Source organism: Rhizobium rhizogenes NBRC 13257, assembly GCF_000696095.1.
In the GTDB taxonomy this organism is placed as follows: Bacteria; Pseudomonadota; Alphaproteobacteria; order Rhizobiales; family Rhizobiaceae; genus Rhizobium; species Rhizobium rhizogenes.
This window is the reverse complement of sequence record NZ_BAYX01000009.1, coordinates 241,554-267,736: the sequence shown is the minus strand read 5'-3', so window position 1 is coordinate 267,736 and position 26,183 is coordinate 241,554. Positions and strand designations below refer to the sequence as shown.

The window sequence follows — 26,183 nt, the reverse complement described above, 5'->3', positions numbered from 1 at the left end:
AGCAGGCAAGGAGCGTCTCCAGCGACGAACATATTCGATGGAGGCGATAATGACGTTCAAGACCCGGACATTCCGATCCGCAACTCTTCCTGGCGTGGCGGCAGCCTTGATGCTGTCCCTCGGCTTCATCGCCGTCACGGCGCCGGACGCTGGCGCTGCGTCTGCGGCATGCAAGAAGCTGGATCCGAACGGCCAGGACGCGGGCGGCGACACCAATTTCGCGCTGGCGATCCGCGACAAGAAGGGCGATATCGTCAAGAAGATGCTCGCTTGCGGCGCCAAGCTGGACATGAAGACCACCGAAGGCTGGTATCCGCTTCACACAGCCGCCTATTACGGCCCGGCCAGCATGGTGGATCTGCTGGTCTCCAAGGGCGCCGACGTCAATGTGCGCGGTGACTATGATGGCTGGACGCCGCTGCATATGGCGGCACAGCAGGAAGATCCGACCATCGTCAAGGCGCTCTTGAAGGATGGAGCCGACAAGACCATCAAGTCCTCTTCCGGCAAGACTGCTGCTGAAATGGCGACCGATCCCACGATTGCGGCGTTGCTGAAGTAGAATTACACCCCACGGAGGTCCGCACTTTTCGGGCAAATGTTCGAAAGGTGCGGCAATTGTGACTAACCTCTGGTTTTGGCGTTTTCTTTTCCTACATCTTTATTTTCTACATTGCCTGTTGCCGGAACGGCCTGTTGCCGGTTATCGTGTCAGTGCGAAAATGGGATATAGGCTCATGAACAGAACACAACGTCGCGCTCGCGCCATTGCAATTGCTCAAACCCGTGACAACGCCAAGCTGGTGGCCGTCAGGCTGCTGATGCTCGCAACAGGCGCCACGGCGGCCTGCATCGCTTACCTCGCAGTGCGCGGCTTCTGATATCATCGGCCCGATCGGCTGATTTCGCCGTTTCCCCCGGCGAACGACTTGCGCAAACGCGCCACGTCTTGTTTCGGCTGACCCGTCGCATCGCCTGTTTTCTTGTGCTCTTCCTCGTGCCAAGGGCTGCCATCGCCCCTTATCCGAAAATTAATCTATCAAACTCACAATCTGCGCAGATTTTCTGGGGCCGCTTCCACAACGTGAAGCAGAAGCAATGATTGCCGCCTGACATCGTTCAGGACCCCGTCTGCGAACATCTCAAGATTGAAGATTATGCATCCGGTCAGCGCTATGAAGGCGCCGGCAAGGGGGGAGCAGTTGTGAGAGGCCCGAGCTACGATGTTCATTGACAAGATCCTGTCCCGTTTCAAGATCAAGACGAAGGTTCTCCTCTTCGTCCTGCCATTCGTCATCAGCATTTCCGCCGTCGGCCTCACCGGGCTCTATGCTTCCGGCCTGTTGCAGGGGCGCATGGAAATCTCCAACAGCGTGCTGCAATCGCTGACGGGCTTCAAGAATCTCTATGGTTCGATGGATGACTTCCTGCGCATCACCAACGAGCAGCAGCGTGACAAGCTATATGATGACATCAAATCGCAGCAGGGTGTTCTGGCGTCGACGCTCGACCAGCTCGGCAAAGATGCGGATGGCCGTGACAATCTGACCGATGCGACGACCAAGACCGCCGCCATGGCGAATGAGGTCGGCAAGCTCTGGACGCTGCACGAACAGGAAGTCGATTTCCGCAAGGCGATCGACGATGCTCAGAAGGCGCTGATCAAGGCTCGCTTCAACGTCGATTTCAACGGTCAGCAATTGGAAGACCAGATGCGCCAGGATCAGGCGGCCGCGACATCGACGCTGCGGTCGGCCGACCGCCTGCTGAAGGGCGGCGATCAGCTCGTTGCCGTTGCCGAGGATTTCAATAAGGCTGCAACTCCTGTCGATAAGGTCAAGCTGCTCAAGGACCGGCTGCCTGATCTGAACAAGGCGCAACGCTCGATCAATCTCGCTCTTCCGCAAAACCAGAAGAGCGTCGTGCAATCCCTTGTCGGCACGATCAAGGATCTGACCGCCTTCACTGAAAGCACGGATGTTCCGACCGACGATACGATTGCCGGCATCACCCGGCTTCTCTCCCGTTTCCGCCAGACCTCGACCTATACGCAGTTGGCCGCGACGCAGATGATGCGCCAGGCGACGACGACCTTCGTGGATATGGACGCCAAGGTTGTTCAAACCAACTCCGTTCTTCAGGATACCCGCCGCCTCCAGGGTTCGATCTATTCGTTGCAGCTCGTCCTTGGCGAATTCCTGGCCAATACCAGCAAGGATAATCTCACTCGTCTGCGCCAGGAGGTCTTCAAGCTCCGTGGCGCCATGGACACGATGAAGCAAAGCGCCAAGGGCATGGATTTCATCGATGGCATCGATGCGGCTATCCGGCCCGCCCTCAAGGCGATCGAGGACGGCGGCGACCAGTTGGTCAACACGTCGACGCAGCGCGTTGCGGAATATGCCGCCGCGCGCCAGCAGCTCGATCAGGTCTGGGGCCAGCTCACAGCCTTCGCCGAAACGCAGAAGCAGAGCGCTGGCACCGAGCGTGAGCAGGCAAATTACATCTCGATCCTTGCCACCATTCTGGGCATTATTCTTTCCGTCGCCGGCGGCATCGCTCTGGTGCTGACCTTGCAGCGTCCAATCGGCCAGATCACCGCCGCCATGCGCCGCATTGCCGATGGCATGCTGGAGACCGTGATCTCGGGCGAAAAGCGTCATGACGAAATCGGCGACATGGCCCGCGCGCTCGGCATTTTCAAGGAAAATGCGATCTCGAAAATCCGCATAGAGGAGCAGAGCGATGAGGAGCGCGCCGCCGCCGAGCACGAACGCCAGCGTAACGACGCCGAAAAGCGCGAGCTCGACCGCCAGATCGACTTTGCCGTCAGCGAACTTGCCGCCGGTCTCGAGCGTCTGGCGCAGGGCGACATTTCCTCGACGATCGAGAAACCCTTCATCGGTCGTCTCGAGCAGCTCCGCCAGGATTTCAACAGCTCGCTGTCGCGCCTGCAGCAGACGATCAGCCAGGTGCGCGACAATGTCGAGATGATCCAGTCCAACGGCAACCAGATGGCCGCCTCCGCCGAGGACCTGTCGAAACGCACCGAACAGCAGGCCGCCTCGCTGGAACAGACTGCCGCCGCCGTCGACGAAATCACCGTTACGGTTCGCTCATCCGCCGAGCGGGCCAAGGATGCGGATGCGATCGTGCGCGAAGCCAAGCGCAGCGCCGATGACAGTTCCGTCGTCGTCGGCAACGCCATCGACGCGATGACGCGTATCGAAGACGCGTCCCGCAAGATCGAACAGATTATCGGTGTCATCGACGAGATCGCCTTCCAGACCAACCTTCTGGCGCTGAATGCCGGCATCGAAGCCGCCCGCGCCGGCGACGCCGGCAAGGGCTTTGCGGTTGTGGCCATGGAAGTGCGCGAGCTGGCCCAGCGCTCCGCCGCTGCGGCCAAGGAGATCAAGGGGCTGATCAACAAATCGACCCAGGAGGTCAATTCCGGCTCGCAATTCGTGCAGCAGGCCGGCTCAGTTCTGGCGCAGATCAGCGGTCAGATCGTCACCATCAGCCAGCATGTGGAAATGATCGCCCGCGCCAGCCACGATCAGGCAAGCGCGCTGCAGGAGGTCAACGCCTCTGTCAATCATATGGACCAGATGACCCAGAAGAACGCCGGCATGGTCGAGGAGACCACGGCAGCCAGCCGGGAGTTGGCCTCCGAGGCCGACGCGCTGCTCTATCTCATCCAGCAGTTCAAGATCGAGAGCGGGTACAGCCCGAGCCACATGCGGGCGGACGCCGCCTGACCGCAGCAAGCGTCACTATCACAGGCGGATCGGTCCACATTGGGCCGGTCCGCCTTTTTTGTTTTGAGCCATGCATAGGTGCGGTCGAGGATGTTTCCGAACCAGGTGAACGCGACGTAGGAGTCGTGTCCATGCTCCTCGTAGAATTCGTCCTCGCTAGAGCTCGACCGCCCAAGGCGGTATTGGTCCCGAAGTTGGATGACGTTGGCAATAATGATGCTGTCGAGCATGGGAAGTCTCCACGTTGAAAGGCATCCCTTCAATTACGCATAAAAAATTGCTTTATATACAGTTGTTTTCAGCTTATGTTTTTCAATTATGAAAAATTTAACCTGGGATGCCTATCAGCTTTTCCTCGATGTTGCCCGTGGCGGCGGGCTGACGGGCGCCGTTTCGTCGAGCGGATTGAGCCCAGCGACGATCGGCCGGCGCATGCTGGAACTGGAAAGCCAGGTCGGCCGCCCGCTCTTCCAGCGCAGCCAGACCGGCTATGCGCTGACCGGCGACGGCCAGGAACTGTTCGATCAGCTGCTCGATATGGAGGCCGCCGCTCGCAAGGTGGATAGCTGGCAGCGCGAAGCGCAGGGCGCGGCCATCGTCCGGATTACGGCAGGCACCTGGGTCGCCTGGGTGCTCAGCCAGAACATGCCGTCGATCTGCTCGGAGCGGGACGGTTTCCGCATCGATCTGCAAATCGCCGAACGCCGCGCCAGTCTTGCCCATCGCGAAAGCGATATCGGCATCCGCGCTTTCGAACCGGAAGAAGCCAATCTTGCGGCCATCAAGACCGGCGATGTCGCCTATGCCGCCTATCAGGCGCGCAACATGCGCTTCGCCGGGCCTAAGCGCTGGATCGCGGTTGCGGAAGAAGAGGCGATCTCCGCCTATCTGCGCTGGCCGCATCAGAACGAGCGCGAGGCGATCGCGGTGACGGTCACCCGGCCGCGCTCGCTCCATGATCTGGTTCTTTCAGGGACGGGCATCGCCGTTCTTCCCTGTTTCGTCGGCGACCTGGAGCCTCGGTTGGAGCGGGTGGGGGAGGAAATCGCTTCCCTGCGCCACGGGCAATGGATCGTGATGAACGACACCGACCGCCATCGCCGCGAGATCCGCACCGTGGTCGACCGCATGGCCCGGCTGCTGAAGAGCCATGCCGATCTCTTCGCGGGCAACCGTCCGACCTATGTTTGAAAACCGCAAGCGGAAGACAGTGTGGTCCGTCTCCGGTCGGTGAGCCGCATCATCTCCCGATTCCGCGTAAATCCGTGAAAGCTCATGGGGCTTGCTTTTCCCCCTTGTGGCCTTCGGGATTCCTTTCTAGTCTGGCGGGAAAAACAGAGGGTTGGGTGTCGCGAGGATGCCCTTGAACAAAACAGGAGAGACCATGAAGTCCATGTTCGCACGGCTCGCGGCAACCGCCTTTGCGGCTGTTTCGCTGGTGACGGCTGCCCAGGCGGAAGACAAGGTTGTCAACGTCTACAACTGGTCGGATTACATCGATGATTCGATCCTGGCCGATTTCACCAAGGAAACCGGCATCAAGGTCGTCTACGACACCTTCGACGCCAACGAAACACTGGAGACCAAGTTGCTCGCGGGCAAGACCGGCTATGACGTCGTCGTGCCGACCGCCTATTTCCTGCAGCGCCAGATCAAGGCCGGCGTCTTCCAGAAGCTCGACAAGTCGAAGCTGCCGAATATCTCCAACATGTGGGACACGGTGCAGCAGCGGATCGCGGCCTATGACCCCGGCAACCAATATGCCGTCGACTATATGTGGGGCACCAGCGGCGTCGGCTACAACGTCGATAAGGTGAAGCAGATCCTCGGCACCGACGAGGCGCCGGATATCAACGTGATCTTCGATCCGGCGCTTGCCGCCAAGTTCAAGGATTGCGGCATCTACGTGCTCGACTCTCCGACCGACGTCATCCCGGCGGCGCTGCGCTATCTCGGCCTCGATCCGAACTCCACCAAGCCGGAAGACTTCAAGAAGGCCGAGGAGCTGCTGACGGCAGTCCGCCCCAATATCCGCAAATTCCATTCGTCGGAATATATCAACGCGCTCGCCAATGGCGACATTTGCCTGACCTTCGGCTACTCCGGCGACGTGCTGCAGGCGCGCAACCGCGCGGCGGAAGCCAAGAATGGCATCAATATCAGCTATTCGATCCCGAAAAAGGGTGCGCAGATGTGGTTCGACGTGATGGCGATCCCGGCCGATGCGCCGCATGTCGCCGAAGCGCATGCCTTCATCAACTACATGATGAGGCCGGAAGTCATCGCCAAGGCCAGCAATTTCACGACTTACGCGAATGGCAACAAGGCGTCGCAGCAGTTCGTGAGCAAGGAAGTGCTGGAGGATCCATCCGTCTATCCGACGGAAGAGGTTACGAAGAGCCTTTATACCTTGAAGCCTTGGGACCCGAAAACGCAGCGCGTGGCGACGCGCTTGTGGACGAAGGTCACCACTGGCCAATAATTTCAAAGCAGGCCCGGACGGCAACGTCCGGGCCTTTTTCTGACGGCATAGCGTAAAGATCAGGACCGCGCCGGAATGGGGAAGAGCCGGCGCAACATCCTTTCATTTGGGGATAAATGATGAAGTCTCTCGGGAATATCCGGCGTTCCTTTGCTCCGTGGACCGACCCTTCGGCAAAGCCTTACATTTCCTTCAAGAACGTCACGAAGAAGTTCGGCGATTTCGTCGCCGTCGACAATCTTTCGCTGGATATCTACAACCGTGAATTCTTCGCCCTGCTCGGCGCCTCCGGCTGCGGCAAGTCCACGTTGCTGCGCATGCTGGCGGGCTTCGAGCAGCCAACGACGGGCGAGATCATCCTCGACGGCCAGAGCCTTGCCGGCACGCCGCCCTATCGCCGTCCCGTCAACATGATGTTCCAGTCCTATGCGCTCTTCCCGCATATGAGTGTCGAAAAGAACATTGCCTTCGGGCTGCGCCAGGACGGTATGCCGAAGGCGGAGATTGCCGAGCGCGTCGCGCAGATGCTGAAGCTGGTCAAGCTGGAGCAATTCGCCAAGCGCAAGCCGCATCAGCTTTCCGGCGGCCAGCGTCAGCGCGTGGCGCTTGCCCGCTCGCTTGCCAAGCGCCCGAAGGTGCTGCTGCTCGACGAGCCGCTTGGCGCGCTCGACAAGAAGCTGCGCGAGGAAACCCAGTTCGAGCTGATGGACCTGCAGCAGAGCCTCGGCCTCACCTTCGTCGTCGTCACCCACGACCAGGAAGAGGCGATGACCATGGCCGACCGCATCGCCGTCATGAGCCATGGCAAGGTGGCGCAGATAGCGACGCCCGCGGAAATCTATGAGGCTCCCAATTCGCGCTTCGTCGCCGACTTCATCGGCGATGTGAATATTCTCGAGGGTAATGTCACCTCGGTCCGTTCGGGGATCATCGAGATCTCCATCGATCCCGCCATCATGCTGCGCATCGCATCCAGCGACACGCCGGTGGAGGGAAGCCGCGCCAGTCTCGCCATTCGGCCGGAGAAACTCAGGATCACCCCGCGTCCGCCGGCCAATGCCTCGGTCAACGCCGCCGAGGGCGAGATCTGGGATATCGCCTATCTCGGCGACATGACCGTCTTTCACGTCAAGCTGAAGAACGGCCAGGTGGTCAAGGCCTCGTCGCTGAACGCGGTCCGCGCGGTGGAAGAGCCTTTCGCCTACGACCAGAATGTCTGGGTTTCCTTCGACGAAAACGCCGGCGTACTGCTGAAGGATTGATGATGAAAACGCTAGGTTCCTCCCTCTACCAGCGCCTTGTCATCATCATCCCCTATGTCTGGTTGCTGCTCTTCTTCCTCGTGCCGTTCCTGATCGTCTTCCGCATCTCGCTGTCGACGAAGGCGCTTTCCATCCCGCCCTATGATCCGTCCTTCAACTGGTCGGACAGTTTCGGCGACTGGTGGGACAAGCTGCAGACCATGTCGTTCGACAACTACACATGGTTGGCAGGCGACCCGCTTTACATGAACGCCTATATTGGCAGCCTGAAGATCGCCGGCATCTCGACGCTGCTGACGCTGCTCATTGCCTATCCGATCGCCTACGGCATGGCGCAGGCGCCGCGCACCATCCGTCCGACGCTGCTGATGTTGGTCATCCTGCCGTTCTGGACGAGCTTTCTGATCCGCGTCTATTCCTGGATGTCGATCCTCAGCACCACTGGTCTCTTGAACCAGCTCCTGATGGGGCTCGGTATCATCCAGGAGCCGCTGGTGATCCTCAACACCAACACCGCCGTCTATATCGGCATGGTCTATTCCTACCTGCCCTTCATGGTGCTGCCGCTCTATTCCGCGCTGGAGAAGATGGATGGCACCCTGATCGAGGCGGCGCAGGATCTCGGCTGCACGGCGATCGGCGCTTTCTGGCGCGTCACGTTTCCGCTGTCGATCCCCGGCGTGATCGCCGGCTGCATGCTGGTTTTCATTCCGGCTGTCGGCGATTTTGTCATCCCCGATCTGCTCGGCGGCTCTGAAACGCTGATGATCGGCAAGGTGCTGTGGAATGAGTTCTACGGCAACACCGATTGGCCGCTGGCCTCAGCCGTGGCGACCATCCTGCTGCTCTTGTTGGTGGTGCCTATCGTCTTCTTTCAGCATTTCCAGGCGAAAGCCGAAGAGAGAGGGAGATAGGCCATGATCCGCTGGTCCCGGTTCAACATCGTCTCGGTCACGCTCGGCCTAGCATTCCTCTACTTGCCGATCCTGCTGCTGATCATCTATTCCTTCAATGGCTCGCGCCTGGTCACGGTCTGGGGCGGCTTCTCGACGCAATGGTATGTGCATCTCTTCAGCAACGATACCATGCTGAATGCCGCCTGGTTGACGGTGCGTATCGCGCTCCTGTCGGCGACGGTCGCCACCGTGCTTGGCACGCTGGCGGCGCTGGCGCTGGTGCGCTACACGCGCTTCCGCGGTCGCATGCTGTTTTCCGGGATGATCTACGCGCCGCTGGTCATGCCTGACGTGATCACCGGCCTGTCGCTGCTGCTGCTCTTCGTGGCCTCAGGCGTCGATCGCGGTTTCTGGACGATCGTCATGGCGCATACGACGCTGACCATGTGTTTCGTCGCCGTCGTCGTGCAATCCAGGCTCCTGACTTTCGACCGCTCGATCGAGGAGGCAGCGCTGGATCTTGGGGCTCCTCCGCTGCGTACCTTCTTCGAAATCACCTTGCCGATCATCGCGCCGGCTGTGTTCTCCGGCTGGGTGCTGTCGTTGACGCTGTCGCTGGACGATCTGGTGATCGCTACCTTTGCCTCGGGCGCCGGCGCCAACACGTTGCCGATGCTGATCTACGGTCAGGTGAAACGCGGTGTGACGCCGGAAATCAATGCGATCTGCAGCATCCTGGTCGGCGTCGTCGCCATCGGCGTCATCTGCGCTTCCATCGCCACCAAGCGCCGTGAGGTGCAGCGGCAGAGGGACGAGCACGCTGCGGCGGCTGGCTGAGGGCTCTATTGCTGCGGCTGGTCGGGCTTCTGCAGCAGTGTCGTCACAGGCGAGATCACCGGGTCCGGCCAGGTGCCGCCGATGAAGAAGGGCAGCATCGGCAGGTCCGACGTGTCGGCGGGGCTGCTCGCCTCTATGGCGCCTGAAAGCGCCAGCCCGTTGCTGCGGAAGGGAACGACGCCGTTCAGCGTCACCGTCTCGTTGCGCCCTGTGATCTTGGCGCTGTGAACCTCGGCCGATCCCTTGGCGAAGCTTGCATCGACATTGAGGCTGTCGAAATCGAAGGCTGTGTCGGCAACATCACTCATCCGGAAGAAAGTCTTGTCGGCGGCAAGCGCGCGGAAGGCGGAGATGTTGAATTGCCGGAAGGAGCCCGCTTGCGCGGAAAAACTCATCTTGCCGGCGACATCACCGAGATTGGCGGCCCAGATCGGCTTCGACGTGCTGAGCGCGAGATCCAACGATCCCGTTGTCATCGGCAGCGGACCAACGAGCTTGAGACGAGAGAAAAGCCCGCCGAAATCGGCGTTGCGGATGGATATCTGCAATTTGCCGCCACCATCGAAGTCGCCTTGCGTGACCTCCAGATGCGCGGTCAAATCCCCGCCCTCGAAGCCACTGTCGCCGATGTCGAATTTCGCCTTGCCACCGGCCACCAGCAGGCTGGCGCCGATATTGTCGAACTGGAAGGGACCGAGCCAGGCCTTGTTCGACGAGAGCCGCATATCCAGGTCGAGGCGCTGCAACGGGTTGCCGTTGAGCAGCGCGTCGATGGCGGTATCGGCCGCCAGCCGCATGGAGAATGCCGTCAGGAACGGATTGAGGTTCATCTGGTCGAAGGCAAGCGTGCCGGAAATCTTTGGCTTGCCGGCTGCCGTGTAGTTGAGGTCCATGACGCCGGACGCGGCGGAATCATTGACCTTAAAGTTCAGATTGTTGAAACGCAGGCCATTCTGGATCGCGACGATATCGGCGTTGAGCGAGACGTTCTGCAGCGTATTGGCAACCGGCAGATGCTCCCCGCTCCAGGCAAGGAATGACGGCACGTTCGGCACGCTCAGATCCAGATTTCCGGCGAGCGTCGAGAATTCGGAGATACTGCTGACGCCGGAATAGGTCCAGCTGATCAGCGGCGAGGAGAAGCTCGTCCTTGCATCCACGCTCTTGCCGGCAAACAGCAGCAGCGGCTGGGTGGAGTTAAAATCAATCTTGACGTCCTGGCCGTTGAGCCGCGCCAGGATGACGGCCGTCATCGGCCGCGACAGCCGTGGCCAGGTAATGTCCGCATTAATGCCGTTCATCTTGTAGATGTTGCCGGTGCGCTCATCGGTCATTTCGACACTGCCGTCCTCGATGGTCAGGGTGCCGATATCCGCATCCTGCTCCCGCTGCATCGGCATGCCCTGGTTGGCGGATGTTTCCACCCGCTCGATCGCCTTGGACAGCAGTCCTTCGTTCGTCCAGTCGATCAGGCCGGCCTCGTCGCGGCGGATGTAGATCGTCGGCCGCAGGAAATGGAACTCGTGGAAATGCGCGCGTCCACGCAGCGCTGCAAACAGCGAGAAGTCCGCCGAGAGGCTGTCGATATGGCCGAGCACCTTGCCGTTCTTCGTCGGCTCGCGGATGTTGACCTGATTGAGCGTCACGCGCGGCGTCGGCCAGAATTCCAGGGTCGGGTCACCCTCGATCTGGGCGCGATATCCGGTCCAGTCCGACAGCGCTTTCTCAATGCCGGAGCGCACCAGCCCGCTGGAGATCAGGAACGGGGCGGTCGCCCTGAAGACGGCGAAGACGATGAGGATGGTCAAGAGCACGATGCCGGAGGTGCGCGCGACAGTCGGCAGCCAGCGCGAGGCCGATCGCATCGTCAATCGCCACTTCCTATTCCTCGACGTGCTCATGATCTCACGGAGACTTTCATACTCATAGCGCTGATATGCCTGTGTTTGCCGGATATAGGAAATGATCGGCGGATGCAAACGTTGTACAGCGGGAGGACCGGCGACTCTGTGACTTTATAATGCGCTGCAGCATGGTATATAAGCCGAAAGTAGGGGGAGATCATATGCAAGACATTCAACCGCTCTGGACCCCGTCGGACGAGTTTCGCCGACACAGCCCGATGTTTGCCTTCATGCAGGAATGCAACCGGAGCTTCGGCTTGTCGCTCTCCGATTTCGGCAGCCTGCACGCCTGGTCGATCACCGAGCGTGAGACCTTCTGGACAGCAGTGTGGGATTTCTGTGGCATCAAGGGAAAACGCGGCGAAAGGGCGCTGATCAATGGCGATCAGATGCTGGAGGCGCGTTTCTTTCCCGACGCCGAACTGAACTTCGCCGAGAATCTGCTGTCGAACAGCGGCGAGGGCGATGCCTTGGTCTTCCGGGGGGAGGACAAGGTGCGCGATCGCTGGTCCTGGGATCGGCTTTCGGCCACGGTGTCACGCCTGCAACAGGCCTATATCGCCCTCGGCATCGGTAAGGGCGACCGTGTCGCCGCGATGATGCCGAACATGCCGGAAACCATTGCCTGCATGCTGGCCGCCGCCTCGATCGGTGCCATCTGGTCCTCCTGTTCCCCCGATTTCGGCGAGCAGGGCGTGCTCGACCGCTTTGGCCAGATCGAGCCGAAACTCTTCATTGCCTGCAGCGGCTATTGGTATGGCGGCAAATTGCAGGATGTGACGACAAAGGTTGGCGCCATCGCGCAGCGCCTCGGCGCTCCCTCGGTTATCGTGCCATACGCCGGCGATGCCGATGCGGTCGCAGCGGCGACCCCAGGTGCAAAGACGCTGTCCGCCTTCATCGCGCCCTTCGAAGCAAAGGCCATCGAATTTGCGCCCCTGCCATTTGCGCATCCGCTGTTCATCCTGTTTTCTTCGGGCACGACCGGCGTGCCGAAATGCATCGTTCATTCCAGCGGCGGCGCGCTGTTGCAGCTCATCAAGGAGCACCGCCTGCATTGCGGCGTCGTTCCCGGCGAAAAGGTCTTCTATTTCACCACCTGCGGCTGGATGATGTGGAACTGGCTGGTAACGGGGCTTGCCGCCGGCGCCACCCTCTGCCTCTATGACGGCTCGCCCTTTGCGCCCGATGGCAACATTCTCTTCGATTATGCGCAGGAGGAGGGTTTCGCCGTATTCGGCACCTCGGCCAAATATATCGATGCGGTGCGCAAGAGCGGCCTGACGCCGAAGACCTCGCATGATCTCACCAGCCTACGACTAATGACCTCCACCGGATCGCCGCTGTCGCCGGAAGGCTTCACCTTCGTCTATGAGGGCATCAAGGACGATATCCAGCTTGCCTCGATCTCGGGCGGCACCGACATCGTCTCCTGCTTCGTGCTCGGCAACCCCCTGCAGCCGGTCTGGCGCGGCGAGATCCAGGGAGCGGGCCTCGGTCTTGCCGTCGATGTCTGGAACGAGGATGGCCATCCGGTGCACGGCGAAAAGGGCGAGCTGGTCTGCGCCAAGGCATTCCCCTCGATGCCGGTGATGTTCTGGAACGATCCCGACCGCGCCAAATACCATGCCGCCTACTTCGAGCGTTTCGACAATATCTGGTGCCATGGCGATTTCGCCGAATGGACCGAGCACGGCGGCCTGATCATCCATGGCCGTTCGGATGCAACGCTGAATCCCGGCGGCGTGCGTATCGGCACGGCGGAGATCTACAATCAGGTCGAGCAGATGCCCGAGGTTCTGGAAGCGCTCTGTATCGGCCAGGATTGGGATGACGACGTGCGCGTCATACTGTTCGTGCGCCTGGCGGCGGGTGCCGCCCTGACGGAGGATCTCGTCAAGGCGATGAAGACCCGCATCCGCACCGGCGCCTCGCCGCGGCATGTGCCGGCCAAGATTATCGCGGTGACGGACATCCCGCGCACCAAATCCGGCAAGATCGTCGAGCTTGCCGTCCGCGATGTCGTTCATGGCCGGGCGGTGAAGAACAAGGAAGCGCTCGCCAACCCGGAAGCGCTGGATCTCTTTGCAGGGCTGGAGGAGCTGAAGAGCTGATCGCTCCCCTAAAACTCACGGGCGAACGATCACCTCGGAATGGTAACCCGGCGTTAAGAGAGGTTGGTCAAAGGTAAATCCAACTTGGGGCCGCTCGCATGAACTCGGAGCGGCTTGGAGCCGTGAGGCTCCCGTAACATGACGTTGATCGACTCGAGCTTTCGTTAGGCAGCATCAACTCCAAAGGCAGCACGATTCGCTGCCTTTTTTTCGTTCGCGCTGCACAAATACGCGCCCGCTCTGTACATTGCCGCGCCGACCAAGTATGTGCACGCTTGAAGAAGAGGCCTGCGACGTGCGGGCCACGATGATCCGTGCCTCCTGGCGCGTGAAGAATTCCGAAAGACAAGACATGACCGAATTCGAAGGCATCGTTCCTGCGATTGCCCAGGCTTTGGCAAAGCGTGGTTACGAAACGCTGACGCCGGTACAAAAGTCGATGCTCGATCCCGACCTTGCTGGCAAGGACGCGTTGGTTTCGGCCCAGACCGGCTCCGGCAAGACGGTTGCCTTTGGCCTGGCGCTGGCCCCGACCCTTTTGGACGGCGCCGAACGCTTCGGCCGCGCCGGCACGCCGCTGGCGCTGGCGATCGCGCCGACCCGCGAACTCGCACTGCAGGTCCAGCGCGAACTGGAATGGCTCTATGAGCTGACCGGCGCCACCATCGTCTCCTGCGTCGGCGGCATGGACATGCGAACCGAGAAACGGGCGTTGGAGCGCGGCGCGCACATCGTCGTCGGTACGCCCGGCCGTCTTTGCGACCATATCCGCCGCAACTCGCTCGATATTTCCAAGTTGAAGGCCGTCGTGCTGGACGAGGCTGACGAGATGCTTGATCTCGGCTTCCGCGAGGACCTAGAATTCATCCTCGAGACATCGCCTACCGAACGGCGGACGCTGATGTTCTCGGCGACCGTGCCGCGTTCGATCGCCAAGCTTGCCGAAAACTACCAGCGGGATGCTGTCCGCATTGCCAGCGCCACAGAAGCCAAGCAACATGTCGATATCGACTATCGTGCGCTGATGGTCGTGCCGAGCGATCGGGAAAACGCCATCATCAACGTCCTGCGCTACTACGAAGCGCAGAATGCGATTGTCTTCTGCTCGACGCGTGCAGCGGTCAACCATCTCACGGCGCGCTTCAACAATCGCGGCTTCTCCGTCGTTGCGCTCTCCGGCGAGCTCAGCCAGAGCGAGCGCACGCATGCGCTCCAGGCCATGCGCGATGGTCGCGCCCGCGTCTGCATCGCCACCGACGTCGCCGCTCGCGGCATCGACTTGCCGGGCCTCGATCTGGTGATCCACGCTGACATACCGACCAATCCGGAAACGCTGCTGCATCGCAGCGGCCGCACCGGTCGTGCTGGTCGCAAGGGCGTCAGCGCCCTGATCGTGCCGCTCAGCGGCCGTCGCCGCACGGAACGCCTGCTGGAAGCCGCCCGCATTCGCGCCACCTGGGCAAAGCCGCCATCGGCCGATGAGGTCAGCCAGCGTGACGACGAGCGTTTTCTCGCCGATCCGATCTTCTCCGCGCCGCTGGGTGAGGACGAACAGTCGCTGGTTCAGCAGCTGTTGCAGAGCCATGGCGCCGAACAGGTCGCCGCCGCTTTCCTGCGTCAATACCGCGCCGGTCATTCCGCGCCGGAAGACCTGCAGGATGTACCGGCCGAAGGCGAGCGCAAGAAGCCTCGCCGCGACGATTTTCCGGTCACGCGGTATGACGAAGCGCCCGCCGGCGCTGGCCGCAACGATTTCACCGATGGTGTCTGGGTATCGCTCTCGGTCGGCCGCAAGCAGAATGCCGAGCCGCGCTGGCTGATCCCGATGCTCTGCCGCAACGGCAACCTCACCAAGCGCGACATCGGCGCGATCAAGATGCAGCCGGAAGAAACCTTCGTCGAGTTCTCCGCCGAAGGCGCCGAACGCTTCCTGGCAGCCATCGGTCCGGACAAGACCCTGGAGCGCGGCATCCGCGTCAAGCCGCTCGACGGCATCCCTGATTTTTCGCAGGCCAAGCGCGAGGGAGGCTACGGCAAAAAGCCCTTCGCCGAGAAGAGCGCTCGCCCATACGACGACAGCAAGCCGAAATGGAAATCCGACCGTAAGCCGGAACGGGCACAGGCAGGCGAGGGCGCTTCCGACAAGAAGCCCTGGGCGAAGAAGCCGGGCAAGCCGAACTTCGCCAAGAGCGATGCGGGTTCGCCGGCCGGCAAGCCGAATTCGCGGGCCAAGCGCAAGGCTGAGAAAGCTCGCGGCGAATAGTCTCGAACTGCTGAGCTCGCTGAGAGTGCAGCACCCCCTCTGCCACTTCGTGACATCTCCCCCACAAGGGGGGAGATCGTTGGGAGCCTGCCGAGGCTCTTGCGAGAGCAATAGGTTCAGTCCCAGCAGATGCGATATTTGTTTTGTGAGAGAGTGTGCCACGCGTTCCCAATCTCCCCCCTCGTGGGGGAGATGTCAGCGTAGCTGACAGAGGGGGGTGACGCGGGCTCAATCGGCATTTGCCTCAGCCACGCCGAGCGGCTTCGATCGCCCCGACGTCGATTTTCTTCATGGTTAGCATCGCATCGAAAGCTCGTTTTGCTTGATCACCGCCTGCCGCCAGCGCTTCGGTCATCACGCGCGGTGTGATCTGCCAGGAGATGCCCCATTTGTCCTCGCACCAGCCACAAGCCTTTTCCCGGCCGCCATTGCCCACAATGGCGTTCCAGTAGCGGTCCGTCTCTTCCTGGTCGTCAGTTGCGATTTGAAATGAGAAAGCTTCGCTGTGCTTGATTGCGGGACCGCCATTGAGGCCTATGCAAGCAATGCCCGCAACGGTGAATTCAACAACCAGCACGTCTCCCTGCTTGCCCTCGGGATAGTTTCCAGGTGCACGAATGACGGCGCCCACTGCGCTGTCGGGAAAGGTCTTGGCGTAGAAGTGGGCGGCGGCCTCGGCGTCTTTGTCATACCATACGCAGATCGTGTTCTTTGCCATTGGGTAATCCTCCTTTTGCTCCTGTGTCCCATTCCCTCCTGAAATGAAATAAGAGGCAAGCCGTCTTTCTCCAGCCCAACCAAGCTATTTTGCGCGCCTGAATTGTCGACGTGTCCGCTTCGGGCAGAAAATTGCCGTTGGTCGTATTGCAGCAGCCGTCAGCTAATTTCACAGATCAAAAATCAATTCGCCAGCACGCGGGGGGACGGGAAGGTGACTTCCACCAGCGTCCCCTCGTTCGGCGAGGAATTGATCGCGAAGGTCGCGCGGTTGGCATCGACCATGGCTTTGGTCAGCGGCAGGCCGAGGCCGGTGCCATCGCCGCGTTTGCGGGAGTTGGTCGAGACCTGGCGGAAAGGCTTCATTGCCTGTTCCAGCTCCGAGCGCGTCATGCCGACGCCGGTGTCGCGGATACGCATCACCACGCTGCCGTTGCCCTCATAGGAGGTGGAAACCACGATCTGGCCGCCGGACGGCGTGAAGCGGATGGCGTTCGACAGGATATTCAGCGCGATCTGCTTGATCGAGCGCAGGTCGGCCACCACATTCGGCACGGCTTGCGACAGCGCGGTGCGAATGATGACGCGCTGGCTGTTGGCCTGCGGCTGCACCAGCGACACGGCCTCGGCGATTGCCTCGTTGAGGCCGACGGAGGCAAATTCCAGGTCCATCTCACCGGCTTCGATCTTGGAAATATCCAGGAGATCGTTGACGATATCGAGCACATGCCGGCCGGAGCGGCCGATGTCGGTCGCATATTCGATATAGCGGGAATGACCTATCGGCCCGAAACGCTCGCCGGCCATCATGTCGGAAAAGCCGATGATGGCGTTGAGCGGCGTGCGGATTTCATGGCTGACACGGGCAAGAAAATCCGTCTTGTGGGCATTGGCGGTTTCGGCCGCGCGCTTGGCGTTGCGCAGTTCTTCCTCGGTGCGCTTCCATTGCGTGATGTCGCGGATGACGGCGCAATAGCCGTTGGAGGAATTCAGTCGCCCCATGGTCATGAACAGCGGCACGAAGCCGCCCGATGCTTCACGGCCCATGACTTCGCGGCCATCGTTCAGCACGCTTGCCACGCCATGGCCTGAGAGCCCGCTGAGGTAGTCGAGCACGGCCTTCTGGCTCTCATGCGCAAACAGCATGACGAAGGGTTTGCCGCGGGTTTCCTGGTCGTCAAAGTTGAAGAGGGCGCTTGCCGAGCGGTTCATCGAGCGGATGTCGCCATCCTGGCCGATGATGACGACGCCGTCCGTCGCCGTTTCCAGCGTCGACTGCAGTTCCTCGATTTCGACCTGAAGTTTGGCAAGCTTTTCGATCATGCGCTCCGGCCGCGCTTCTTCGGGCACGGGCTCGGACGATGCGGCTTCACTCTTCTCGAGCGGCATCAGCGCCAGCATCAAGGCCGTACCGTCTTCCCAGCGGATCGACTGCAGCCGTGCGGTGACCGGCACCAGCGTGTCGTCGGCGCGCACCACCATCATCGTGCCCGGCTGCTCGGTCTTGCCTTCGAGATCATGGCGCTGCAATAGCGCATCGAGGCCGCCGACATGGTCGAGGTCCGCAAGGCTCTCATAGCCCGTCAGCCGCAGGAATTCCGGATTGCCATGGATCAAGCGGTCGCCGGCATGAATGAGGATGGCGAGCGGCAGTTGATCGACGATCTCATCCGACAGGCCATTGCGCATTTTCACGCGCGACGGAATGGCGGTGTTCAAGACGCCCAGCGGATCGAGATGTTCTTCCGGCTTGGGTGCTTCTGCGTCGGGAGCAGCTTCTTCCGCCGGCTTTTCGGTTTCAACCAGGGGCACCGGTTCGGAATGCGCGACGGCGTCGGTCTCTGGCGCGATTTTGTCCTGCGGCTGGTCTTCAGTTGTCCCAGACAGGATCTCGTCCGCCACATTCGGCTTCGGAGAGGTATCGGCATCTTCTTCGGTCTGCGTGCCCTCTTCGGGCGTCTCGGTGCGCTTGCCGAAAGGTTCGAGCTGGCGGGCGATCTCGCGGAAGGCTGCCTGTTCGCTCAGCGACAGGCCGCCCGGCATCGCCGAACGGCGCTCGTGGAGCTGAATGATCTTGTCGGTTTCGCGGCGGTTCGGCGTCTCGGCAATCGTCAGCGCCGGCGGTTCTTCATTCGCGGGTGCGGGTTCATCCGCCGCCTCGGGAACAGTGTTCTCTTCTTCGGCAATATGCTCTTCCGCTGCGGACTGCAACGTTTCCTCGGTAATTGCCGGATCCGTCGCATCCGTCTCGGTCGCCGCTGGTTCTTCCGTAGCGTCCGGCGTCCGAGCGGACTGATCTTCCTCCGCGCCCAGCGTCAATCCGAGCTTCATCGGATCTTCGATGGCGTCGGAAAGGCGGACGACGCCAAAGCCTCTGAAGCCGTCGAAGTCGCGGCTGCGCGTATAGGTCGGCAAGGCGGCGAGGTCGACCGGCACGATCAGGCTGGTGTTTTCCACCGGCCAGTAGATCGTCCGGCCGGACCATGTGTCGCGCCGCGCGAGAAGCTCCGCGATCTTGCCATCGGGATCGAGATTGAAATGTGCGGCAACATCGGTAAAGGCCGTGCCGGTCACCTTGGCGGCATGCGGGCCGACGGCTTCGGCGAATTCTCGCGAAACCTCGCTGAAGCGGCCCTCGGCATCGATCTTCCAGACGAAACGGGTGGCGCGGCCGTTGCGCTTGAAGGTGAATTCTCCCGGTTGGCCGTCCGCGACTGCATCGTGTTCGGGAGCAGCCGGCTCGGGGCTGATTTCCTCATGCTCCACCGGACTTTCGACGACGGCTGGTGCAACCATGTCATCGGCTTCATCTGTCAGTTCGTCGACATACGCAGCCGCGTCGATCTGTTCCTCGCTCGCGCCATCCATGGTCGCCAGTTGGCCGAGATCTTCGCTCGCGGCATCGGATTGTACGGAGATCGCCTCATGGATGGCGGCGTCGTCTTCCGGTGTGTCTTCAACTTCCTCGATATCCGCCACGGCATCGAGAACGTCTGCGGAAGGAGAGGCGGCATTCGCGACAGGGGCGGTGTCGGGAGCGAATGTCGGCTCGACCACTGCGGCCTCAAGCTCGTTGCGGGCTTCTTCCGCCTCCGGCTCGACCTTGGTTATTGCCGCCGGCGGGGCGGGCGCGTCAGGGCTTTCGGTCGGATCAAGATGGCCGAGCACGGTCTCGACGACGAAGAGCAGGTGCAGGGCGGGGATTTCCGATAGCTTGCCGACGGCGGCGGGCAGATAGCCACGGCCGGTCGGGATCGGCCGCTTGATCAGCCGTTCCGGCAGCGCTCCAGCCATGGTCGTCAACATTTTCGCGGTGTGCGGCGTCACGCCAAGGGCCTCGAAACCGGTGGAGGCAGCGATGACGTCGCCGTCGCGGCCGATCACCGCCATATGCGTATCGGGATCATCGAAGCCGTCGATCATCCGCTTGGCGCTTTCGGCGGCTGCCAACGGCTTGACCGAGACCGGAGAGGAAAACAGGATCGCCTCTTCGCCCGCCTGGACGCGGATGATTTCGACAGCGGCGTTAACCACGGCACGCTGGAAACCGGAGGCCATGCGGATCAGGAAGGTGCGCTGGTCGCCGACGGCGCCAAGGCCGCGTGCCGTCGCTTCGATCTGGCGGAAAGAGACATCGCCGGCCTTAGGCCCCTGATCGAGAAAATCATAAATAATGTCATAGCCAAAGAGATTGGCCCCGGCGCCGTTGGCCCAGAGAACGCGATCCATGCCTGCCGAAAACATCACCATCGCCTCGCCGCGCGCAAAGCGTTCCCGAACGCGGGGGTGCACGGCGATGTCAATGAATGGATACTGGACTGCGGGCATGTTCCAACCTGCTTTGCGGGCGTGACCGCCTCTCTTGCTTTAACGCTTTATTAATACCGGCACCCCGGTTTCAGGTCCAGCGAACGACCAGTTTTTCGGCTGGCAGGGTTAACGTGTTGTGCGTCGCACAATTATGTTGCACTGCACAATAATCTATATTATATAAGCCTCACTCACATTCACGAAGGGCGCTCGGAGGAGGGCCCACACTAGGAGCGTTATCATGGCTACTGTAAAGAAAGACGACGTTTTTTCAACGGCTGCATTCGACCCTTCCAAGCTCTCCGAATCCTTCCGCGACTTCGCGGAAAAGGGTGCGGTGCAGTCCAAGGAAGCCTTCGCGAAGATGAAGACCGCCGCTGAAGAAGCCGGCAAGACCGTTGAAGCAACCGTGCAGACCGCCCAGGCCGGCTCCGTCGAGATCGGCCTCAAGGCCATCGACGCGCTGCGCACCAATGCCGAAAGCTCGCTGGCGCACATGGAAGCCCTGCTTCGTGTCAAGTCCGTTGCCGAACTCTTCGAACTGCAGACCTCCTTCATCCGCAAGCAGGCTGAAGTGACCGTCGAGCAGGCCAAGTCCATTCAGGAAACCACCAAGCAGGTTGCCGAAAAGCTGGCAAAGCCGGCCAAGGACGCGGCTGAAAAGGCCATGTCCACCTTCAAGGCAGCCTAATCCCAAAATGCCTCCCAAGGCCAAGACGTCCCGTTTTCAGGTGAAAGCTCTGAAGGCGGGACGTTTCTGATTCAAGGGAAAGCGGCCCTCGTGCCTTCATCCGAAGGTGCTGTGCCTCAAGAACTGGGTATCAAGCCCAGCTTTTTCATATTGCGGGGAGATAGGACTTGAAATAATTTCAAAGTCCTCGTATGTCACCCCCGTTCGCGGCGACGCGAGCATGTGCGGTTGTAGCTCAGTTGGTTAGAGCGCAGGTTTGTGGCACCTGAGGTCGGAGGTTCGAGACCCCCCAACCGTACCATTTCCACTCTTTAGATAGATCAGACATCATAGCTCTCCCAACGCAGGCCGTGGGCTATTTCTTGTCTTCGGGCTTCTTGACGACATGCCCCGGCGAGATCGGATCGCTGGCGGGAAAGGCGGAGGCAAGCGAAAGCTGTTGCCGCAGGTGCTTAATCCTGTGCACGAGATCTTCAATGGCTGCCCGTGCATCGCCGTCATGTGCGGCGAGGAGCGCTTTTATTGGGTCGAGTTCCGGCTCTTCGTTGCTACTGTGGCTTCGGCACTCATTGGACGCACATCGTCATTCCGCCGATGCACGGCGGTTCTCATCATCAAATTGTCAGTAAACTCAGGCCGGGGCGCAGCTCGCGTTTGTTCTTAAAATGTTCTCATTTTGAGGAGGAGTCAAGCGGGAGCTTTTCCGGCACCATAAGCACTCTTGAAATCGCAACCAGTGGTGTGCCAAGGATAGCTAAGCAGCAAGAGCCGGGGCGGATCGATTGATGAACGATGCAACAAGAGCGAAAGCAATGCGCTGGGTTGCTAAAATCGGAATTGCTCTGCTGTCGATCTGGGGCTTACTTCTATTCTTCGGCTTTATTGGAAGAGGTTTTGGATATGGCTTCGTGCCATCTACGGACTGGGCCGCTGCGACGAGTTCGTTTCGTGTTGCCATCGGCCTCCTCTCAGCGGTGCTAATGGTTTGTTTTGTTGTAAAGGGTATGACCAACAGCGATGAAGGAGAGCTGAAAAAGGCAGGTGCGATTTTGATTGCACCTTTTATGGGTTACTTTTTTGGCAGCCTCCCCGCCGTTGCCGGTGCTCCAATGGTCCTTGCCCTAGTCGCAGGTCATCACGTTGAGCTTCCTTATAAAGTTGCACGAGCGGACGGTGACAATCAAAAAGGATGCCGGTCGCCGGTAGAACTCCGAGATTTGCCATTCCTCTTCGATAGCCTTTGTGGCGTTTCCAACGCTATCAGACAGACCCTTAAGCCAGGCATGCGGATCACCGTCGAGGGCCGCGGTACTAGCTTGGGTGTCTATGCCAGCACCTTTCATTACGTCGAGCCATGACCTTGGATGCTCCGGCGAAAGTGCGCTTGAAGATACGAGCTGCCATTAGCTTCATAAAGGCTACTCTTGCGCTTGCCACAGCCTTCATGATCTTGGTGCTGCTGATCCTGATTGCGGTGGCGTTTCTGGCGTTGCTCGTCACTGCGCAGTGGGTCTGCCCTTTTGCTCAGTGCAGCGGAGAAGCAACAGATCTCTGGGCCTTTGCAGCCTTCTCCAGCGTCGCTGGCATTCCAACGATTCTACTTTTGCTTTTGATGATTTACTACGGCCGGCGCCGCTGATCCTCGGATCGCGATGCTCTAGTCCCTTCCACGAGCGCGATATGCTCGCCTGCTTCGCACCAACTGATGGGACGATAGGCTCGAACAACGCGATGAACCAACGTCGAACAACGCACCATAAATTCGACTGAAAGCATACCTAAGAATTTGTTTTTACTACAGTATGGAAGAGGCTGCGAACACCTCAATCGTGCTATTCCCACCCTTTCATGGATCAGACATCATAGCTCTCCCGGCTCAGGCCGTGGGCTATTTCTTGTCTTCGGGCTTCTTCACGACATGCCCCGGCGAGATCGGATCGCTCGCGGGAAAGGTTTCCTCGAGCGCCTCTTCGAGATAGTCGTCCTGCTCCTTGTGCTCTTTCTCGGCCTGCTTCGTTTTCTTTTTCTCAGCCATCATTTTCGCTCCTTGAGATCTCCCTAAGATACTAGGCCTTGGCTGCCCCTTGTCCAGTTTCGTTCGGCCTGCCTGCGGCATTTTTCCGGGAACCCTGCCTGCTCCCGACCGTTAGCCAATATCAGCAACCAGACGAAAGGAACTGGCATGTCCGTGCCACGCGAGCCGATTCCCGAGACACCGCCGATGCCCGATCCAGGCTGGATACCCAAGCCGCCGATAGAGGAGCCGGATCCCGACAGCTTGCCGGATGAAATTCCCGTTCCCAATCCCGATGAGAACGAGGAGCCGCCGAAGCATGCGTAGGGCCGGGGCCGGCGTTACAAAAACATCCGCCGTTCCTCGCTCACCAGCTCTTGCAGAAAGTCCGCGACAGTGCGAACCCGCACCAGATCGCGGGCGCTTTCGTGGTAGGTGGTCCAATAGGCGCGCTTGATCGAGATATCGGGCAGGATGCGGGTCAGTTCCGGATATTGCCGGGCGATGTAGTCATGCAGGATGCCGATGCCGGCGCCGGAGCGCACGGCTTCGGTCTGGCCGATGGAGGTGGAGATTTCGAAGGACGCGTCCCAGCTGCGCATGATCTCACCGGAGAAGTTCAGCGAGGCGGTGAAGAGCAGGTCTTCGACATAGCCGATGCGCGGATGCAGCTTCAGCGCCTCGACGCTGTCGGGCAGGCCGGCCTTGTCGAGATAGGCTTTCGAGGCATAGAGGCCGAGCGTATAGTCCGTAAGCTTCGAGGAGACCAGCCGGCCCTGTTCCGGGCGCTCCAGCGTAATGGCGATATCGGCCTCGCGCTGTGACAACGAAAAGGAGCGGGGCACCGGCACGAGCTGGATGCGCAGTTCCGGATAGCGCGCGATCAGCCGCCCCAGGCGCGGCGCGAGGAAGGATACGCCGAAACCGTCCGGCGCGCCGATACGCACCGTGCCGGTAATGGCGCTGTCGAGATGACCGACACTCGCCTGCGCCCGCAGCATCTCGGTTTCCATGCGTTCGGCCGCGTGCAGGAAGATTTCGCCCTCGGCCGTCAGCTCGCAGCCATTGGTGCGGCGCACCAGCAGCCGCGTCTTCAGCCGTTCCTCCAGTGTCGTCACCCGCCGCGACAGGGTCGCATGATTGACCCCAAGCCGCTTCGAGGCCGCCAGGATCTGCCCCGTACGGGCCACGGCGAGGAACATGCGGACGTCATCCCAATCCATATGCACACCCCGGACTTCAATTTTTGCACAACGGTTGCTTATAACAGCTCATTGATTTGTGCAAATTGAAGTGCGATCCTACAGTCATTCAAGAAAACGAGGAGGCACACCCATGCATGAGATTGGTCATTTTATCGGCGGCAAGCACGTCGCCGGCACCAGCGGACGCACAGCCAACGTCTATAATCCGGCAACCGGCGAAGTTCAGTCGACGGTCGCGCTCGCCAGCGTCGAGGAAATCCGCACCGCCGTCGAAAACGCCAAGGCAGCGCAGCCGAAGTGGGCCGCCACCAATCCGCAGCGCCGCGCCCGCGTCTTCTTCAAGTTCGTCGAGCTTCTGAACAAGCACATGGACGAGCTGGCGACCATGCTCTCCAAGGAGCACGGCAAGACGGTTGAAGACTCCAAGGGCGATGTCATTCGCGGCCTGGAAGTCTGCGAATTTGTCTGCGGCATTCCGCACCTCGCCAAGGGTGAGTTCACCGAAGGCGCCGGCCCGGCGATCGACATGTATTCCATCCGCCAGCCGGTCGGCATCGGCGCCGGCATTACGCCGTTCAACTTCCCGGGCATGATCCCGATGTGGATGTTTGCGCCGGCTATCGCCTGCGGCAACGCCTTCATCCTGAAGCCGTCCGAGCGTGATCCCTCCCTGCCGATCCGCCTTGCCGAGCTGATGATCGAAGCCGGCCTGCCGGCGGGCATCCTTAACGTCGTCAACGGCGACAAGGCTGCGGTCGACGCCATCCTGACGGATCCGGATATCGGCGCCGTCTCCTTCGTCGGCTCGACGCCGATCGCCCGCTATGTCTATGGCACGGCGGCTGCGAACGGCAAGCGCGCGCAGTGCTTCGGCGGCGCCAAGAACCACATGATCATCATGCCGGACGCCGATCTGGACCAGGCCGTCAACGCCCTCATGGGGGCTGGCTATGGCTCGGCCGGTGAGCGCTGCATGGCGATCTCCGTCGCTGTTCCCGTCGGCGAAGACACGGCGAACCGCCTGGTCGAAAAGCTGATCCCGAAGATCGAATCGCTGCGCATCGGCCCCTATACCGACGACAAGGCCGACATGGGTCCGGTCATCACCAAGGATGCCTATAACCGTATCAATGGCCTGATCGATCGCGGTGTCGAAGAGGGCGCCAAGCTCCTCGTCGACGGCCGTGGCTTCAAGCTGCAGGGCTATGAGGACGGCTATTTCGTCGGCGGCAGCCTGTTCGATAACGTCACGGCGGACATGGATATCTACAAGGCCGAGATTTTTGGACCGGTTCTCTCGGTCGTCCGCGCCAAGAACTATGAAGACGCGCTCGAGCTGCCGATGAAACATGAATATGGCAACGGCGTTGCCATCTACACCCGTGACGGCGACGCAGCCCGCGATTTCGCCTCGCGCATCAACATCGGCATGATCGGCATCAACGTTCCGATCCCGGTTCCGCTCGCCTACCATTCCTTCGGCGGCTGGAAGGCCTCGAGCTTCGGCGACCTCAACCAGCACGGCACGGACTCGATCAAGTTCTGGACCCGCACCAAGACGATCACCGCTCGCTGGCCGTCCGGCATCAAGGATGGTGCTGAATTCGTCATGCCGACGATGAAGTGATCTTCGTCGTTCTTGCTTGAAATCCGCCGCCGCCCGATGTTGAGTTGGGCGGCGGTTTTTTGTTGCGGTTATTTCCCGCTCCGTCATCTTGCCGGAGATCTTGTTTTGCATTAGAACAAAACAAGAACAATTGGAGGGCAGCACAATGCCTGCGACCTATCAGATCGACTATCTCGAATTCCCATCGACCGATGCGTTGAAGACCCGCCGTTTTTTCGCGGAGGCTTTCGACTGGAGCTTCGTCAGCTACGGGCCGACCTATCACGTCATCGAGGCGGCCGGGATCGACGCCGGGATTGATGGCGATGCGGGGGACGCCGCCGGCGCCCCGCTGCCGGTCGTGCGCGCGACCGATCTGGAAGCGGCGCAGCGTGCGGTCGAGCTTGCCGGCGGTGTGGTGACCCGCCCCGCCTTCGATTTTCCGGGCGGCCGACGCTTTCATTTCCGCGAGCCGGGCGGTTGCGAGATGGCGGTCTGGGTTTCGGTGCCGTGAGGCCCGACCCGCTTCTATTCGGGCGCTTATAAATTGCGCCGGATGGGATCGACTTTCCTGCGTCTCGCGGTAGATTAACGCGTCGGATGGTTTCGCGCGCTGATTGG

Annotated in this window: 21 protein-coding genes and 1 tRNA gene; 17 read left to right on the top strand and 5 right to left on the bottom strand. The window is 60.5% G+C overall.

The window, feature by feature from the left end; translation table 11 throughout:
- Positions 1-49: 49 nt before the first annotated feature.
- The 8 genes from RRH01S_RS22055 (at position 50) to RRH01S_RS22020 (ending at position 9,238) form a co-directional block, all read left to right on the top strand.
- A complete protein-coding gene (locus RRH01S_RS22055; RefSeq protein WP_007700092.1) occupies positions 50-562 on the top strand; it encodes an ankyrin repeat domain-containing protein in 513 nt (170 codons plus the stop codon).
- Positions 563-737: 175 nt separating this feature from the next.
- Positions 738-881: a hypothetical protein gene (locus tag RRH01S_RS34490; protein ID WP_007700089.1), complete on the top strand. Its 144-nt coding sequence runs from the start codon at positions 738-740 to the stop codon at positions 879-881.
- Positions 882-1,223: 342 nt separating this feature from the next.
- A complete protein-coding gene (locus tag RRH01S_RS22050; RefSeq protein WP_034520321.1) occupies positions 1,224-3,761 on the top strand; it encodes a methyl-accepting chemotaxis protein in 2,538 nt (845 codons plus the stop codon).
- A 318-nt stretch (positions 3,762-4,079) separates the two neighbouring features.
- Entirely contained in the window at positions 4,080-4,952 is an 873-nt protein-coding gene (locus tag RRH01S_RS22040; RefSeq protein ID WP_034520322.1) for a LysR family transcriptional regulator, read from the top strand.
- Between the two features lie 202 nt (positions 4,953-5,154).
- Positions 5,155-6,243 (top strand): polyamine ABC transporter substrate-binding protein, encoded by a 1,089-nt coding sequence (locus RRH01S_RS22035; RefSeq protein ID WP_085946436.1) that lies wholly within the window; start codon positions 5,155-5,157, stop codon positions 6,241-6,243.
- A 119-nt stretch (positions 6,244-6,362) separates the two neighbouring features.
- Entirely contained in the window at positions 6,363-7,505 is a 1,143-nt protein-coding gene (locus RRH01S_RS22030; protein ID WP_012650962.1) for an ABC transporter ATP-binding protein, read from the top strand.
- 2 nt (positions 7,506-7,507) lie between these two features.
- A complete protein-coding gene (locus RRH01S_RS22025; RefSeq protein WP_042474264.1) occupies positions 7,508-8,419 on the top strand; it encodes an ABC transporter permease subunit in 912 nt (303 codons plus the stop codon).
- Positions 8,420-8,422: 3 nt separating this feature from the next.
- Positions 8,423-9,238 carry an ABC transporter permease subunit gene (locus RRH01S_RS22020; protein ID WP_034520327.1) on the top strand — a complete coding sequence of 272 codons (816 nt, stop codon included), beginning with the start codon at positions 8,423-8,425 and terminating at the stop codon, positions 9,236-9,238.
- Positions 9,239-9,243: 5 nt separating this feature from the next.
- Here the strand turns inward: RRH01S_RS22020 and RRH01S_RS22015 are convergent, their stop codons facing one another.
- Positions 9,244-11,139: an AsmA family protein gene (locus tag RRH01S_RS22015; protein WP_042474262.1), complete on the bottom strand. Its 1,896-nt coding sequence runs from the start codon at positions 11,137-11,139 to the stop codon at positions 9,244-9,246.
- Between the two features lie 164 nt (positions 11,140-11,303).
- Between RRH01S_RS22015 and RRH01S_RS22010 the strand changes: the two genes are divergently transcribed.
- Together RRH01S_RS22010 and RRH01S_RS22005 are read left to right on the top strand one after the other, a co-directional pair.
- On the top strand, positions 11,304-13,256 hold the full coding sequence (locus tag RRH01S_RS22010; RefSeq protein ID WP_042474214.1) for an acetoacetate--CoA ligase: 1,953 nt from the start codon (positions 11,304-11,306) through the stop codon (positions 13,254-13,256).
- A gap of 352 nt (positions 13,257-13,608) precedes the next feature.
- Positions 13,609-15,519 carry a DEAD/DEAH box helicase gene (locus tag RRH01S_RS22005; RefSeq protein ID WP_042474259.1) on the top strand — a complete coding sequence of 637 codons (1,911 nt, stop codon included), beginning with the start codon at positions 13,609-13,611 and terminating at the stop codon, positions 15,517-15,519.
- A 244-nt stretch (positions 15,520-15,763) separates the two neighbouring features.
- On the opposite strand, the gene RRH01S_RS22000 is transcribed toward RRH01S_RS22005, so the two are convergent.
- The gene (locus tag RRH01S_RS22000; protein ID WP_007700056.1) at positions 15,764-16,237 is read right to left on the bottom strand and encodes a VOC family protein; all 474 of its coding nucleotides are present in this window, start codon (positions 16,235-16,237) and stop codon (positions 15,764-15,766) included.
- Positions 16,238-16,419: 182 nt separating this feature from the next.
- Positions 16,420-20,064, bottom strand: coding sequence for an ATP-binding protein (locus RRH01S_RS21995; protein WP_042474211.1), 3,645 nt, complete (start codon positions 20,062-20,064; stop codon positions 16,420-16,422).
- 223 nt (positions 20,065-20,287) lie between these two features.
- Between RRH01S_RS21995 and RRH01S_RS21990 the strand changes: the two genes are divergently transcribed.
- The 4 genes from RRH01S_RS21990 to RRH01S_RS21975 all read left to right on the top strand — a co-directional run bounded on the left by RRH01S_RS21990 (position 20,288) and on the right by RRH01S_RS21975 (position 22,376).
- Complete coding sequence (locus tag RRH01S_RS21990) at positions 20,288-20,737, top strand: phasin (protein WP_042474208.1); 450 nt, start codon at positions 20,288-20,290, stop codon at positions 20,735-20,737.
- A 224-nt stretch (positions 20,738-20,961) separates the two neighbouring features.
- A tRNA-His gene (locus RRH01S_RS21985) sits at positions 20,962-21,038 on the top strand.
- 484 nt (positions 21,039-21,522) lie between these two features.
- Positions 21,523-22,095 (top strand): hypothetical protein, encoded by a 573-nt coding sequence (locus RRH01S_RS21980; RefSeq protein ID WP_052365224.1) that lies wholly within the window; start codon positions 21,523-21,525, stop codon positions 22,093-22,095.
- A complete protein-coding gene (locus tag RRH01S_RS21975; RefSeq protein ID WP_042474205.1) occupies positions 22,092-22,376 on the top strand; it encodes a hypothetical protein in 285 nt (94 codons plus the stop codon). Before RRH01S_RS21980 ends, RRH01S_RS21975 begins: the two co-directional genes overlap by 4 nt.
- 249 nt (positions 22,377-22,625) lie before the next feature.
- Here the strand turns inward: RRH01S_RS21975 and RRH01S_RS34485 are convergent, their stop codons facing one another.
- Positions 22,626-22,772 (bottom strand): hypothetical protein, encoded by a 147-nt coding sequence (locus tag RRH01S_RS34485; protein ID WP_165586812.1) that lies wholly within the window; start codon positions 22,770-22,772, stop codon positions 22,626-22,628.
- A 147-nt stretch (positions 22,773-22,919) separates the two neighbouring features.
- On the opposite strand from RRH01S_RS34485, the gene RRH01S_RS34480 reads away from it, so the two are divergent.
- Entirely contained in the window at positions 22,920-23,078 is a 159-nt protein-coding gene (locus RRH01S_RS34480) for a hypothetical protein (protein WP_165586811.1), read from the top strand.
- Positions 23,079-23,092: 14 nt separating this feature from the next.
- On the opposite strand, the gene RRH01S_RS21970 is transcribed toward RRH01S_RS34480, so the two are convergent.
- Entirely contained in the window at positions 23,093-23,974 is an 882-nt protein-coding gene (locus tag RRH01S_RS21970) for a LysR family transcriptional regulator (protein ID WP_012650969.1), read from the bottom strand.
- A 112-nt stretch (positions 23,975-24,086) separates the two neighbouring features.
- Between RRH01S_RS21970 and RRH01S_RS21965 the strand changes: the two genes are divergently transcribed.
- Positions 24,087-25,583, top strand: coding sequence for a CoA-acylating methylmalonate-semialdehyde dehydrogenase (locus RRH01S_RS21965; protein ID WP_042474201.1), 1,497 nt, complete (start codon positions 24,087-24,089; stop codon positions 25,581-25,583).
- Between the two features lie 145 nt (positions 25,584-25,728).
- Complete coding sequence (locus RRH01S_RS21960) at positions 25,729-26,076, top strand: VOC family protein (RefSeq protein WP_007700029.1); 348 nt, start codon at positions 25,729-25,731, stop codon at positions 26,074-26,076.
- Positions 26,077-26,183: the final 107 nt, after the last annotated feature.